Raw genomic sequence first — 14,832 nt, 5'->3', positions numbered from 1 at the left:
GAACATGCATAGAACATATGCAAAACCTGCTAGGGGAATCTGTGATGCTGACGAAAAAACAACTCGATTTGCTAGAGTTCATCCACAAGCGTGTTCAACAAGATGGGGTTTCCCCAAGCTTTGATGAAATGAAAGAGGCGCTGGATCTACGATCAAAGTCCGGCATTCACAGGCTCATCACCGCATTGGAAGAGCGAGGTTTTATTCGGCGGTTGGCTCATCGTGCCCGTGCACTTGAGATTGTAAAATTGCCAGAGGCCATGCAGGGCAAAACTGGATTTACCCCGCGCGTGATTGACGGGGACAAACCCGATAGCACCCCCGCAGCAGCATTGCCGATCGACAACGGTGCGGTTGAACTGCCTTTGATGGGCCGTATCGCTGCTGGTGTGCCGATTGAGGCCATCAATCAAGTGTCGCATAACGTTTCTGTACCGCAATCCATGATTGGATCTGGCGATCACTACGCGCTCGAGGTCAAAGGCGATTCGATGATCGAAGCAGGCATCAACGACGGTGATGTTGTCGTGATCCGCGAAACGACGGTTGCGGACAATGGTGATATTGTTGTTGCCTTGGTCGAAGGCCACGAAGCGACGCTCAAAAAGTTCCGCCGGAATGGTAGCGCAATTGCCCTTGAGGCTGCGAACCCAGCCTATGAAACACGTGTATTCCGCGATGATCAGGTTAAGGTGCAGGGTAAGCTGGTCGGGCTTATTCGAACCTACTGATTTTCAAAGGTCTTACGCTGCAGGATGATGTCTTCATAGATGGCATCATCCGCGTTATTCCATGGACGCTGACCGGATTTGGCGTTGGCTGGGGTGACAATTAGCTCTTGATCCGGGCCTATATCCAAGGCCAGCGCACCTGTCTGACGTAAGCGCCTAAGGTCGAAAACCTCGCATGGGCGATCAATTAGATCCTCTTGGTTACTGACCAAGACATCCGCTCCGTCGCAGCCATCCAAATCAGCAAGCGCCGTTTTCCCAGAGACTTGCAATATCTGCCAATCGCCGATCCGAACGCGAACGCTGCGCCCTTCTCGCGTATATCCAGCGCGCGATGCAGCATCCTCTTGCGAAATAAGGTCGCCGTCGTTTTCCAGCCAAATCCCCGCGATAAATCCACTCCCCGTTGGCTTTGACAGGGCGCGGCCATTTGGCGTCATCACCCCCACCAATGCCCCATTGTCAGCAATAAGAACATGTGGTCGTTCTGAATGTGCCCATAACACAAAGGCAGCACCAACACCCAGAACCCCAAGCCATCGGGCCCTGCCCTGCCACAACACCAGCCAAAGCAGAGTAATCGCTAAGATCGGCAGCACCCATGAATTCGGCGCCACAACACGCCCAACCGCGCCGTCCCAATCAGCAACGGAATCGGCAACAAACAAAATCCATCGCAAACCAACGGCCATGACCGAAAAACCAATGGCCGATAGCCCAACTGGGGCAAGGCACAGCGCCAAGACCGCAGCTGGCATGACCAACACCCCCATCAGCGGGACGCTCAGCAAATTCGCGATCAAACCGAAATGGGCGATTTGATTGAAATGTGCGGCAGCAAAGGGCGCGGTGGCAAAACCCGCAACTGCAGATGACAAAACGACTGAGAGCATGGCACGCAGCCATTTCGGCCAGCCCGACAAATCAACGCCACGCAATAACCCTAACACTGCAACCAATGCCGTTGTCGCGGCAAATGACATTTGAAATCCCGGCCCAGTGATTGCCTCTGGCCGCAGCAAAAGCACGATAATAGCCGCTAATGCCACAGCCCGGATCGTGAGCGCGCGACGATCCAAGATCACCGCGACCAACATGACAGCGACCATGATAAACGCACGTTCAGTTGCGACATTCCCACCCGACAACGCAAGATAGCCCGCGCCAACGACCATTGCACAGACCGCTGCGATCTTTTTCGTGGGGTAGCGCAGCGCGAACCCTCCACAAAGCGCGAGACCGTAGCGCACAACCCCAAAAATGAATCCTGTCAGTAATCCCATATGCAACCCGGAAATCGCCAACAAATGCGCAAGATTTGTCGCCCGTAGATTAGCCAGAGTTTCTTGGCGCATGGCAGAGCGGTCACCCGTCACAATCGCCGCAGCAAATGCGCCCGCCTCGCCGGGAATCGCGTTTTGTACAAAGCGCGATAGCCCCATGCGGATTGCAAAAACACGCATCGATAGAGAATTGATCTCGGGTTCCTCGAGACGCAACACGGGTGTTCTCGTGTATCCGACCGCGCCCAATTTCATGAACCACGCATGGCGTTGAAAGTCGAAGCCGCCCGGCTCTGCTGGGCCAGCCGGTGGCGATAGATGCCCTGTCATGATCACGGTCTCACCGGGATGGAAATGCTGGATGACCTGTTCACCGTGAATAGATATTCTTATGCGCGACGGCGTACGCCCCGGTGACATCCGAGACAGCACGACCTGATCCATCGTGATCCGCGGGGCATCGCTGGCCGATCTATCAACACTGACGACCCTGCCCTGTATCGGCCCGTAATACCGAAATCCAAGCACGGGCTCGGCGACGAACGCGCTGCGCATCGTCGCGATTGTTGATCCCGCGAGGATCAGGGCGACGCCAATGCACAACGGCGCAATGGCAGGATTGACCCAACGTGATCCCCAGCACAACAAAGCGGCGACCACTACGCCAAAGGCTATTGTGATCATTTGCGGCTCTGACGGCAGCGCGAAATATCCGCCAATCCCAATGCCAAGGCAGACAGGAACCCATCCAATCAACCCGCCGCGTTGCGCAAGCAAAGCAAGGAGAAAGGCCGTCCGCACTTGTTCTTTATTCCGCAGTTTCGTATCTCCGACTTAATCGGGACACTACCCGAAAGCTGGTTAGCGAAAGGTTAATTCTCCATGTCAGTCGTCACTCGTTTTGCCCCGTCACCCACTGGTGCGCTGCACATTGGCGGTGCCCGCACAGCATTGTTTAACTGGCTTTATGCGCGTGGCCGTGGCGGTAAATTCCTCTTGCGCATCGAAGACACGGACAAGGCCCGATCCACCGATGAGAACAAACAAGCGATCCTTGATGGTTTGACTTGGCTTGGTCTCGATTGGGACGATGAACCCACCAGCCAAGCCGCAAATGCTGAGCGTCATGTGGCGGTTGCCTTGGAGTTGCTTGCCAACGGGCATGCGTACAAGTGCTTTAGCACACAAGAAGAAATCGAGAATTTTCGCGAAACCGCACGTGTGGAAAAGCGGTCTACTTTGTTCCAGTCTCCTTGGCGTGACGCCCCGGAATCAGTGCACCCCGACCTGCCTTATGTAGTGCGGATCAAGGCCCCGCGCTCCGGAAAAACGACGCTGCATGACAAGGTCCAAGGCGATGTCACCTGGTCGAATGACCAGTTGGACGACATGATCCTGCTGCGTTCCGACGGCACGCCCGTTTATATGCTCGCTGTTGTGGTTGATGATCACGATATGGGGGTCACGCATGTTATTCGCGGTGATGATCACCTTGCGAATGCGTTCCGCCAAAACCTGATCTACGAGGCAATGGGTTGGGACAAACCAGTGTTGGCGCATATTCCGTTGATCTACGGGCCCGATGGCAAAAAGCTATCTAAACGTCACGGTGCAACCGGCGCTGCCGAATACCAGCAGATGGGTTACCCTGCGGCAGGGATGCGAAACTATCTCGCACGGCTCGGCTGGAGCCATGGGGACGATGAATTCTTTTCCGACGCGCAAGCAAAGGAATGGTTTGATCTTGATGGGATTGGCAAATCGCCAGCGCGATTTGATTTCAAAAAGCTCGCGAACATCTGTGGCCAACACATTGCCGTGACTGACGATGCTGCGCTGCTGCAGGAAGTGCATGATTTTCTCGCATGCACAGGGCAAACCGCGCTATCGGACGAACAATCTGATCGTTTGCTGCGCGCGATGTACTGCCTGAAAGAACGCGCGAAGACCATTCCGGACCTCATTGAAAAGGCAGAGTTTTCTCTTGCGTCACGGCCCTTGCAGCCAGACGAAAAGGCGCAGGCGCAACTAAATGATGTATCCCGTGGTATACTGTCGGAATTGACGCCGCAGTTGCAAAATGCTAGCTGGACGCGTGACACCTTAGAAGAGATTGTCGCGTCAGTTGCCGAAGCTCATGATACGAAACTTGGCAAACTTGCTGGGCCGCTGCGTGCAGCGCTGGCAGGACGTGCAGTTTCACCAAGTGTGTTCGATATGATGTTGGTCTTGGGGCAAGAGGAAACAATTGCCCGGCTTCAAGACGCCAGCGGCTGAAACCAATTCGTTACGATTGGCAGTTACCTGGAACACCGACGAACAAAGATGCGCCGGCGACAATAGTTGTGTGCGCGAATTAGGGGAAGAAATATGGCTGAAAATACAGACACCGCGAAATTAACCATAAAGGGCGAAACATATGAATTGCCCATCCACTCCCCGACTGCCGGCCCCGATGTAATCGACATCCGCAAGCTTTATGCGCAGGCAGACGTGTTTACCTACGACCCTGGTTTCACTTCGACTTCGGCTTGTGACAGCACGATCACCTTTATCGACGGCGAGAAAGGCGAACTGCTGCACCGTGGCTACCCAATTGATCAATTGGCGAGCCAATCCCACTACCTCGAGGTTTGCTACCTGCTGCTTTATGGTGAACTGCCATCCGCGGCGCAGCTTGAAAAGTTTGAGCGTCTGGTCACTAACCACACGATGATCCACGAGCAGATGCACAACTTCTTCCGTGGTTTCCGCCGTGATGCGCATCCAATGGCGACCATGGTTGGTGTCGTTGGTGCAATGTCCGCATTCTACCACGATTCAACGGATATCAACGACGCACACCAGCGCGAAGTTGCTTCGATTCGTTTGATCGCGAAAATGCCAACAATCGCTGCGATGGCGTATAAATACTCGATTGGTCAGCCATTCGTTTACCCACGTAACGATCTGGATTACGCGTCGAACTTCTTGCACATGTGTTTCTCGGTTCCAGCCGAAGAATATCACGTGAACCCAATTCTGGCGCGCGCGATGGACCGCATCTTTACGCTGCACGCAGATCACGAGCAAAACGCATCGACATCAACTGTACGTCTGGCGTCTTCTTCCGGTGCGAACCCATTCGCATGTATTGCTGCTGGTATTGCTTGCCTTTGGGGCCCCGCCCACGGCGGTGCGAACCAAGCATGCCTCGAAATGCTCAAGGAAATCGGTACTGTTGACCGTATTCCAGAGTTCATCGCACGTGCAAAAGATAAGAACGACAGCTACCGCCTGATGGGCTTTGGTCACCGCGTTTACAAAAACTTTGATCCGCGTGCGACTGTGATGAAACAGTCTGCTGACGAAGTTCTGGAACTGCTGGGCGTCGAAGATAACCCACTGTTGCAGGTCGCCGTCGAGCTCGAAAAACAAGCGCTGGCTGATCCATATTTCGCTGAAAAGAAACTGTTCCCGAACGTCGATTTCTACTCGGGCATCATCCTCGAAGCGATGGGTTTCCCAACATCCATGTTCACGCCGATCTTTGCGCTGGCGCGTACTGTGGGCTGGATTTCCCAGTGGAAAGAACAGCTTGCTGATCCACAATTGCGTATCGGTCGCCCACGTCAGCTGTATCTGGGCGAGACAGCCCGCGATTACGTGGACATCGAAAACCGCTAAAGAATTGGCCACCTTCGGGTGGCCTTTTTCATTTCAGGGGTGACGGCAATTGGACCAAGGCATTCAAATTAGAACTGAGCGTCTGGTTTTACGCGGACCAACACCTGACGACCTAGACGCCATGTATGCGTTGTATCGTGATCCACGGGCGATGAAATACTGGTCAACGCCACCGCATCAGGATCGCGCTCAGACAAAAGCCCTGCTCGATCGCTACATTGCCTCTTGGCAGGTTGACCCCACATATTTTCAGCTAACTCTAGATGGCAAATATATCGGGAATGTCGGCAAACACCGCGATGATGAGGTTGGTTTCATTTTGCATCCGGATCATTGGCGCCAAGGATACATCCAAGAGGCCATGACGGCGTTGATCACATATCTGTTTGAAACGACTACGCTCGAACGCCTCACGGCCGAGGCGGATCCGCTGAACATCGGCTCGATTAGAATGCTGAGCGGTCTCGGATTCACTGAGACCCATCGCGCGAGCAATACGTTTTGTATTAACAACCAGTGGTCCGATAGCGTGTATTTTACCTTGCCACGCGGCGATTGGGCGCGCTAACCTTGCGATGGTCATCAGTTCACCAAGGCGTCGCCGATCCGACTGGATCACGCTAAACCTGATATTGGCAACATTGACCTCTGCGCTTTTCATCGGCCGGACGGTAAGGGCGACCATCCAACCCTGATGGGTTCCGGTATAGATTGAAGGGGGCGACATGTCACGCCAACCGCAACAGATCGCGATTGCCGATCTCTCTGCATTTACGAAATCACTCCGCCAAGCGTTGCTGCAAGAAGAGCAGATTCCCGGCCATGCACGAATGCTGAACATGGTTAGCAAGGCCGCTGGTTACAAAAACCACCAGCATCTGAAATCCAACACTATTGCCGTTCCAAAGGTTTCGTCAGATCGGAAGCTAGAGCGCGCAAAGCGGGTTTTTGCGAATGGAATGATGACCCGCTGGCCCAAACAAACCTCTGTTCAGGGGCTGTGCTTGTGGGTGCTATGGGCGGAAATCCCGCCCAAACAGCCCTTGTGCGAAAGTCAAATTAACGAAATCCTCAAGGAACGACACAGTTTTGGAGATCACGCATTGTTGCGTCGTTCGATGATCGATCACACGCTCCTTCGACGGACGGTCGATGGGCGTATCTATCACAGGGTCGAACAGCGCCCACCGCGAGAAGCACAGGCGCTGATCAAATTCATTCAGCGCCCTTCGTAACGCGGAGCACGTTTTTCAAGGAAGGCTGCAACGCCTTCTTTGAAATCATATGTTTCGCCACATATGGCCTGCAGCTTTGCCTCTACGGCGAGCTGCTCGTCCAAAGTATTTTCCAAAGACCCACGCATCGCAGTCTTGAGCTGTGCATAAGCAACCGTTGGTCCATGCGCCAAATGTTCAGCACGCGATTGCACATGGGCCTCGAATGTTTCAGCTGGCGCTGTCTCATAGATCATGCCCCAATCGCGGGCCTGCGTTGCGCTGATCTTATCAGCAAAGAGTGCCGCACCCATCGCACGCGCGGCACCAATTTGGCGAGGCAACCAATACGTACCGCCTGCGTCAGGGATCAACCCGATCCGCGTAAATGCCTGCACAAAATACGCATCCTCTGATGCGATCACCACATCCGCTGCCAGCGCGAGGTTGGCACCCGCCCCCGCAGCCGGCCCATTAACCGCGCATATGGTTGGCACTTTGCAATCGAAAATAGCCTTGAGCATCGGGACATATTCGTCCCGCAGCGTGGCTTCCATGTCCAATTTACCTTGCGCCGAAGCATCTGCCAGATCTTGGCCAGAACAGAATGACACACCGGCACCTGTCATAACGACTGCACGTGCGTTTTCCTGAGCGTCCTGAAATGCCTGCGTTATCTCGCGGCGCATTTGCGCATTCAGCGCGTTCATTAGTTCAGGACGGTTCAGCGTCACATAAGCGACACCGTTCCTGATTTCATAGCTAATTGCTTGATAACCCATCTGTGCGACCTCCCACTGCGTTGCAGGCAGACTAACGCAACAGGTAAAAAGGCAAAGCGCGACGGCACGTCATTGGTCCAGAATTTTGCTCAGTTCTTTTTCTTCTTCGTCGCTGAGAGGGGCTGCCCCACGCCCCTTGCGCCTGATCGTTTGTGCAGCAATGACAAGCGCAAGCAACAACATCAAAGGCGCGGCAAGCCACAGGATCAAGTTCGCCCCGCGCGCGTCAGGCCGCAGCAGCACATATTCGCCATAGCGGCTTACCATATAGGTCACAGCTTCTTCGTCGCTATCACCTGCGACCAACCGTTCTCGCAAGACAATACGCAACTCTTGCGCAAGCGAAGCATTGGATTCGTCAATCGTTTCGTTCTGGCACACCGGACACCGCAGCCCTTGGGACAGCACGCGTGCGCGTTCTTCTAATATTGGATCATCCAGCATCTCGGACGGTTCCACAGCCCAAGCAGCACCGGCAAAGATACAAAATATGAACGTAACCAGCTTCATTCTGCAGCGACCATTTTCACTGGGCGCGCAGAGGCAACCCCGATCCGAAGCCGACGATCAGACAGCGAGATAAATCCGCCAAGCGCCATCAAAATCGCCCCGCCCCAAATCCAATTTGCAAAGGGTTTGATATAAACCCGCACCGCATACCCACCATCAGCCTGCGGATCACCGATCACAACATAGATGTCGCGCAGAAATCCGTTGCGGATCGCTGCCTCAGTCGTTGGCATTTTAGCGACAGGATAAAATCTCTTTTCCGGGGTCAGAGTTCCAAGCTCCTGATACCGCCGCCAAACCCCCATATCCGCGATCGTGGTGACATAATTTGGACCTTCGACCCGGCGCACGTCATCTAGGGTGAAACTGAACTGCCCAACGTCCCAGCGCTCACCCACATCGACGACACGGATATCTTCGATTTCCCAAGCCATCATAGCTGCGATGCCAAAGATAGTGACGCCCATGCCCATATGCGCGATGGATTTTCCCCAATCCGCGCGAGGCAACCTGAGTATCCGGTCCAGCCGTTGCTTGAATGAACCACGCACGCTGCGCATCCATAGATCGGCAATCGCACCGCCGATGACCCAGACGCCCAAAGCGACACCCACTGGCCCCAACGCGGAACGCCCCGTTTGCATCGCATAGGCCAGCGCCCCAGCAGCAATCGCCAAGCCAACCCATGGCAACAGCGGCTTTGCGGCGCGCCTTAGATTGCCACGTTTCCACGCAAGGATTGATCCAACGGGCAGCACAATCGCGAGAACCACCATGAATGGGGTAAAGGCTGCCTCAAAGAACGGCGGACCAACCGATAGGGTCCGGCCAAAAAACATCTCTGCCACGAGCGGCCAGATGGTTCCAATAAAGACCACGAAACAGCTGACGGCCAAGAGCACGTTGTTTAGCACCAGCGCACTCTCGCGGCTCACCGCGCCAAAGACACCTTTGGTTTCCATCGCGCCTGCGCGGACCGCAAAGAGCGTCAACGCCCCGCCAAGGAAGATCGCGAGGATGATCAAGATCAGCACACCCCGTGTCGGATCATTGGCGAAGGCATGCACCGATGTCAGCACGCCAGAGCGCACGATGAACGTCCCCAAGAGTGAGAAACCAAACGCAAGAATTGCAAGCAAAATGGTCCAGCTTTTTAGGGCCTCACGTTTTTCGACCACAATTGCCGAATGCAGCAGGGCCGCGGCTATAAGCCAAGGCATAAACGAAGCATTTTCGACTGGGTCCCAGAACCAGAAACCGCCCCAGCCCAGTTCGTAATAGGCCCACCAAGATCCCAGAGCGATGCCGAGCGTCAAAAAGACCCATGCCGCCAATGTCCACGGACGCACCCAACGCCCCCACGCAGCATCGACTTTACCCTCGATCAAGGCAGCGATGGCAAAGGAGAAAGCCATGCTTAGTCCAACGTAGCCGAGGTACAAGAACGGTGGGTGAAACGCGAGACCGGGATCTTGGAGCAGCGGGTTCAAATCGCGACCATTCAGTGGCGGTACAGCCAGACGCAAAAACGGGTTCGAGGTAAACAGAATAAAGGCAAAGAACGCCACGGCGATGGACGCCTGTACGGATAGGACCCTTGCCCGCAACCGATCAGGCAGGTTTCCCCCAAAGACAGCCGCGCTCGCCCCAAACAGCGTCAAGATCAACTGCCACAGCAACATCGACCCTTCATGATTGCCCCAGACGCCGCTGATTTTATAAATCATCGGCTTGTCCGTATGCGAATTGGCATAGACAAGCTGCAATGAAAAATCAGAGGTCACAAATGCCCATGTCAGCGCGCAAAAGGAAAAGCCAACCAACAAGAATTGCGTAATGGCGGCCGGCTTCGCCACCGCCATGTAGGCGGGATTATTACGATGCGCCCCAATCATGGGAATTATCATCTGCACAATGGCAATGCCAAAGGCCAGAATCAGCGCGAAATGTCCAAGTTCTGTCATCATGACCGCAGTCATAACCCAAATCATGCACCGGCAACATGGGCACAAAGTCTAATTGCCGGTACATTTTGACGCGATCACCTAAATCTGAAAACCGCCGCGCAGGGCATAGCTTAGTGCGCCCATAACAAATCCCCCGATGATCAGTCGCACGAGCCATTTCAGCGTATCTTCGATGGCACTTAGTCGGTCAGTGACATTCTCATGATGCACCTCATCAACGGCATTTTGCATCTCTAGATTGGCAATGCGGCGGGTGACGTCTTCAAACCAAGCTTTATCCATTTGTTTCATACCAATCTTGTAGCGCTGCGTTGTCAGATTTTGGTGACGGGGTTTGGACCTGTCGTTGGGCGGCCATCGCTGATGCAATCGCGCGCTGGAATTCTTGCCCCTTTGCTTGATGACGTGCTCCGAAATAGAAACTCACGATTGCAGTCATGAGCCACCAAAGTGGATCGGGCACGAGCGCCAGCCCCTCCATTCCGCGACGAAAATCTGCAGGCCACAGTATCGCAGCCACAAAAAGCCAAATCGTACCAAGCGCCAAAAACGGACGCGGCAAACGATTAAGCCCATCAATCACACGATCAAACAAACCTCTTCGTGGGTAGGCAAATTCCGCCGCGAATTGTTGCAGGCTTTGCGCATGTGCATCCGCCTGACGTACCGCGCGATTTTCAGCATTTTCGCGAAACACCTCGGCTGTTTCGACAACAACATTGCGGCCGTCACCAAATAGAAAATTCATAAGTCCGGAAATCAGCCCCATTGCGCGACCCTTTCACGGTGTTGGGTGTCCGACAGATGATAGCGCGGACTGATGAATTCTTCGGCGCGCTTGATCCACCCCCCCTTCCCACCGTCGCGGCGACGCGCGTATTTTCGGCTGGCTGGGCGTCTGGCAGCTAGGTCGTAATAATAATTGCGTCTCGCGATGCCATAGGCATCCACCAAATGCTCTGGCGCGGCAGCGATAGCCTTTTCGGCAGCCGCAATCGTCTGTGGCCCAATAATACCGTCGACCGAAACCTCGATCCGCATGTCATTGCAAAGCTGCTGTAATAACCGCACCGCCTGCGGCCCGGCATTTACATACATATCAAAGACCGAGGCGCGGATACTCTCCGGGAGCTTGTCGATCTTGGGCGCGCGAAAATAGTGTTCGACAAAAATCGAAACGGCATGTGCCCGCGTCAACACGCGCACGTCCGCCGCATCGATTTGATCGTCGCCTGTCAGGTCCATTCCCAACCTGCGCAATGTATGGACTGTGACACCGTATTTCGTGGCCCCGCCCGGATCATCGGGGTCGTTCACATAGCCGCCTTCGCGGTTGACGATTTCGGTCGCGATTTCCGTAACACTTTGCATTTACAGCCCTCATGTCTTGCTGACATCTAGGCTGTGCCAAAGAGGTTAATTCGTTACAGTCGTACCGTCCGGTGCAACATAAGTACCCTGCTCTTTGAGAGCGTCCAGCACCTCTTTGGGCATGTATGTTTCATCGTGTTTTGCAAGAATTTCAATGGCTTCAAACCTGCCATTGACGTAGTTTCCCTGTGCAACCATACCCTGACCTTCGTCAAATAGATCAGGCAAAATACCTTCATAGACCACATCGATAGATGCGCCGCCATCGGTCACCGCAAAGGTAATTTGCTGGCCTTGCCCGCGGACAAGCGTGCCTTGCTCAACTAAACCGCCAAGACGGAATCTTTCGTTGGGTGCAGGCGGAGTTGCGACAACTTCGCTAGGAGATCGGAAATACTGAAAACTGTCATCAGGCAAGAACCACAATGCCGTCAAAATCGCTGCCACACATGCGCCAGCGATGCCGATTACTTGAATGCGGCGACGTTTCTTGAGGCTCTTGAGCCCGCTCATGGGAACACAGGTGCCATTGTCAGCCCTTCAGTCTCGGGCAATCCGAGCATCAGGTTTGCGTTCTGTAACGCCTGGCCAGAGGACCCTTTGGTCAAGTTGTCGAGCGCAGCAATCACAATCGCACGCCCCGGAATGCGGTCAGCGACCACACCGATGTGACAGAAATTCGATGCACGAATATGCTTAATTGACGGGTGCTGTCCCATTGGGAGAACCACGACAAATGGCTCGTCTTTATAGGCATCCACCAACGTGTCATAGATCGCTTGCGGATCGCCCTGAACATAGGTCGTGGCCAAAATCCCGCGGTTCGCAGGGATCAGATGCGGCGTAAACTGAATGTTCACGGGCCGTCCCGCAATGGCGGAAAACTCTTGGTCAAACTCGCCCAAGTGCCGATGCGTGCCACCTACGGCGTAGCCATGCGCCCCTTCAGACAGTTCGGCGTGCAGCAGGTTTTCTTTCAAACTCCGCCCTGCCCCGGAAACTGCCGCCATAAGGTTCATGACGATTTGGTCCAGATCAATCACGCCTGCCGCAATCAGTGGGCGCAGAATATATTGCCCAGTTGCCGCGTTACAGCCCGTGCCCGCAACCAGACGCGCAGACTTGATATCTTCACGATAAAACTCGGTCAGACCGTAGACAGCCTCTTTTTGTAGTTCGACTGCTGCGTGCGGCTTGCCATACCACTTCTCGTAGGCCGCCGGATCGCGCAGACGAAAATCTGCGGATAGATCAACAATCTTAAGGTGTTGTGGCAATTGCGAAATCACAGCCTGCGAAGTCGCATGGGGCAGCGCGCAAAATACCAGATCCACACCGTCAAAAGACATGTCCTCGATGGTTGTCAAAACCGGCAGATCAAGATGGCGCAAGTGCGGAAACACATCTGCCATGGCCATTCCAGCCTTGGAATTGCCGGATAGGCCCACGATCTTCAGGCTTGGATGCGTTGCGATTAGCCGAACCAGCTCTGCGCCAGTGTAGCCAGAAGCGCCAAGAATGGCGACGTTATATGTCATAGCGGTTATCCCTTTGGGATGATGTTGGAGTAAGATCAAGCAGCGGTAAAGGTGATCTGTCGTCGCAGAAACTGCGTCGCCCGCGCTGACACCTTTTTGGGGTCACCCGTGGTTAAAAACGCGCTTTCTTTGCCCGGACCAATCATTTCGGGCCGGCGTTCCAAATAATCGGCAAGGCTATCCGCGACCAGATTGGCTTGGCTAAAGACCTTAACCTCAGGACCAAGCGCTGCCTGAAACTCTGCTTCCATCAATGGATAATGGGTACACCCAAGGATCGCAGCATCAGGCGACGGCATCTTGCGCATCAACGCGTCAACATGCGACCGCACCAATGCATCAGCAAGGATCATATCACCGTCTTCGATTGCATCGACAACGCCGCCACAGGCCTGCGCCTCGACATCGACACCGATGGCGCGAAACGCCAACTCGCGTTGAAATGCCCGGCTCGCAACCGTTGCGGGCGTTGCGAACAAAGCGACATGTTTCGCCGCGACCTCACGCGGGGGTGAATTATCACCCCATTGCCGTTCGGTAAGCGCCTCAATCATCGGGACAAAGACGCCCAAAACCCGTTTATCTTTGGGAACCCAGCCTTCTTGCATCCGACGAAGCGCCGCCGCAGAGGCCGTGTTGCAGGCAAGAATGACAAGATCACACCCAGCCGCAAACAACCGATCTGTTGCTTTGGTTGTTAGATCATAAATATCGTCAGGGGTCCGCACGCCATAAGGCGCATGTGCACTGTCCCCCAAGTACACCAGAGGAACATCAGGCAATCGCTTTGCGACAGCATCCAAGACTGTCAGCCCACCTAGCCCACTATCGAAAATCCCGACGGCCATTACGCACCTTGTATTTCGCCTCAAATTCGTGCCCCAATCGACTTGAGTCTATCGGGCTTGGGCTAAGGTCATACGTGGCTTTGCGCAGGAAATCCATGCATCCTTTTGCGTCTTTTTTGAACAGCTCAAGCACATCGGCGGTAATTGGGTCACCAATGACAATTCGCACGGGTTTGTTCACCCGCGCCTTGAACTCACGAATAAGAAGACCCATGCGCAAATTGTTATGCAAATGACTGGCAAGCTGGAATATGCGGCTGTTCCCACCTTCAAAGAAAACCGGAACCACGGTGGCACCAGATTTTGCAATCATTTTTGCCGTAAACGTGCGCCAACTCGGGTCCATTGGCGCAGAGAATGGGGTGGCCGAGGTCGATACCGTCCCACCCGGAAACACGCCAATTGCGCCACCATCGCACAAATAGCGCACCGCCTCTGCGCGGGTATTAAGGTTCAGCTTCGCCGCTTCTTTGGTCTCATCGAATGAGATCGGCAGGATTACGCGTTCAAGATCTGGCGAGCGCCGAAAAACCCGATGTGCCAACACACGAAAATCGCCGCAGCGGCGTTTTGACATGATCTGTCCCAGCATCAGGCCATCCAGAATGCCATATGGATGGTTCGCGACGACAATTACGGGGCCAGTTTCGGGAATATTCTCGAGAGCGCCAGCAATGACATCCAGTTCTAGACCATAACGATTGGGGATGACGTCCCAAAAATCACCACCGGCAGCAACGTCCAAATCATACCCACGGGCCTTGCGGATCAGCTTAAGCCGCCCAGTCGCATTTTCCATAACGCGCACCAGCGCACGGCTTCCACGCCCCTTGACTGAGGTCGCATAGGAAATGTCGCGTGCGACTTCGCGTTCTTTTTGTGGCATAGACTTTGGCCTGCTGTCGTCGTTGACCTCTAAACT

General features: G+C 54.3%; 16 protein-coding genes. 5 read left to right on the top strand and 11 right to left on the bottom strand.

All coding sequences use genetic code 11. The features are described 5' to 3' along the window. Positions 1-44: 44 nt before the first annotated feature. Entirely contained in the window at positions 45-731 is a 687-nt protein-coding gene (gene lexA, locus TW80_RS03685) for a transcriptional repressor LexA (RefSeq protein ID WP_045996995.1), read from the top strand. Here lexA and TW80_RS03680 read toward each other — a convergent pair. Continuing rightward, entirely contained in the window at positions 725-2,815 is a 2,091-nt protein-coding gene (locus TW80_RS03680) for a ComEC/Rec2 family competence protein (protein ID WP_045995973.1), read from the bottom strand. The two genes, lexA and TW80_RS03680, sit on opposite strands and share 7 nt — an antisense overlap. An 81-nt stretch (positions 2,816-2,896) precedes the next feature. Here TW80_RS03680 and gltX point away from each other — a divergent pair, with 81 nt between their 5' ends. The 4 genes from gltX to TW80_RS03660 all read left to right on the top strand — a co-directional run bounded on the left by gltX (position 2,897) and on the right by TW80_RS03660 (position 6,915). Next, positions 2,897-4,291: a glutamate--tRNA ligase gene (gene gltX, locus TW80_RS03675; RefSeq protein ID WP_045995972.1), complete on the top strand. Its 1,395-nt coding sequence runs from the start codon at positions 2,897-2,899 to the stop codon at positions 4,289-4,291. 93 nt (positions 4,292-4,384) lie between these two features. Further along, positions 4,385-5,680, top strand: coding sequence for a citrate synthase (locus TW80_RS03670; protein WP_045995971.1), 1,296 nt, complete (start codon positions 4,385-4,387; stop codon positions 5,678-5,680). 49 nt (positions 5,681-5,729) lie between these two features. Further along, the gene (locus tag TW80_RS03665) at positions 5,730-6,248 is read left to right on the top strand and encodes a GNAT family N-acetyltransferase (protein WP_239450484.1); all 519 of its coding nucleotides are present in this window, start codon (positions 5,730-5,732) and stop codon (positions 6,246-6,248) included. A gap of 157 nt (positions 6,249-6,405) precedes the next feature. Then, positions 6,406-6,915 carry a DUF2087 domain-containing protein gene (locus TW80_RS03660; RefSeq protein ID WP_045995970.1) on the top strand — a complete coding sequence of 170 codons (510 nt, stop codon included), beginning with the start codon at positions 6,406-6,408 and terminating at the stop codon, positions 6,913-6,915. On the opposite strand, the gene TW80_RS03655 is transcribed toward TW80_RS03660, so the two are convergent. From TW80_RS03655 to TW80_RS03610, 10 genes are all read right to left on the bottom strand, one after another. Next, positions 6,900-7,676 (bottom strand): enoyl-CoA hydratase-related protein, encoded by a 777-nt coding sequence (locus TW80_RS03655; protein WP_045995969.1) that lies wholly within the window; start codon positions 7,674-7,676, stop codon positions 6,900-6,902. The genes TW80_RS03660 and TW80_RS03655 overlap by 16 nt on opposite strands. Positions 7,677-7,745: 69 nt before the next feature. Next, on the bottom strand, positions 7,746-8,186 hold the full coding sequence (locus TW80_RS03650) for a cytochrome c-type biogenesis protein (protein WP_045995968.1): 441 nt from the start codon (positions 8,184-8,186) through the stop codon (positions 7,746-7,748). Continuing rightward, a complete protein-coding gene (locus TW80_RS03645) occupies positions 8,183-10,153 on the bottom strand; it encodes a heme lyase CcmF/NrfE family subunit (protein ID WP_045996993.1) in 1,971 nt (656 codons plus the stop codon). The genes TW80_RS03650 and TW80_RS03645 overlap by 4 nt, the downstream gene beginning before the upstream one ends. 78 nt (positions 10,154-10,231) lie before the next feature. Beyond that, positions 10,232-10,435, bottom strand: coding sequence for a hemolysin XhlA family protein (locus TW80_RS03640; protein WP_045995967.1), 204 nt, complete (start codon positions 10,433-10,435; stop codon positions 10,232-10,234). After that, the gene (locus TW80_RS03635) at positions 10,428-10,922 is read right to left on the bottom strand and encodes a holin family protein (RefSeq protein WP_045995966.1); all 495 of its coding nucleotides are present in this window, start codon (positions 10,920-10,922) and stop codon (positions 10,428-10,430) included. The genes TW80_RS03640 and TW80_RS03635 overlap by 8 nt, the downstream gene beginning before the upstream one ends. Then, a complete protein-coding gene (locus tag TW80_RS03630; protein WP_045995965.1) occupies positions 10,913-11,524 on the bottom strand; it encodes a holin-associated N-acetylmuramidase in 612 nt (203 codons plus the stop codon). The genes TW80_RS03635 and TW80_RS03630 overlap by 10 nt, the downstream gene beginning before the upstream one ends. A 45-nt stretch (positions 11,525-11,569) precedes the next feature. Further along, a complete protein-coding gene (ccmE, locus tag TW80_RS03625; RefSeq protein WP_045995964.1) occupies positions 11,570-12,037 on the bottom strand; it encodes a cytochrome c maturation protein CcmE in 468 nt (155 codons plus the stop codon). Then, positions 12,034-13,062, bottom strand: a complete 1,029-nt coding sequence (gene argC, locus TW80_RS03620) for an N-acetyl-gamma-glutamyl-phosphate reductase (protein WP_045995963.1) — start codon at positions 13,060-13,062, stop codon at positions 12,034-12,036. Before argC ends, ccmE begins: the two co-directional genes overlap by 4 nt. A gap of 35 nt (positions 13,063-13,097) precedes the next feature. After that, positions 13,098-13,910, bottom strand: a complete 813-nt coding sequence (locus TW80_RS03615; RefSeq protein ID WP_045995962.1) for a glutamate racemase — start codon at positions 13,908-13,910, stop codon at positions 13,098-13,100. Beyond that, entirely contained in the window at positions 13,888-14,796 is a 909-nt protein-coding gene (locus TW80_RS03610) for a lysophospholipid acyltransferase family protein (protein ID WP_045995961.1), read from the bottom strand. Before TW80_RS03610 ends, TW80_RS03615 begins: the two co-directional genes overlap by 23 nt. Between the last annotated feature and the right edge of the window lie 36 nt (positions 14,797-14,832).

Origin of the sequence: Loktanella sp. S4079 (assembly GCF_000967725.1) — a bacterium.
GTDB lineage: Bacteria > Pseudomonadota > Alphaproteobacteria > Rhodobacterales > Rhodobacteraceae > Yoonia.
This window is presented reverse-complemented; position numbering and strand designations above follow the sequence as displayed.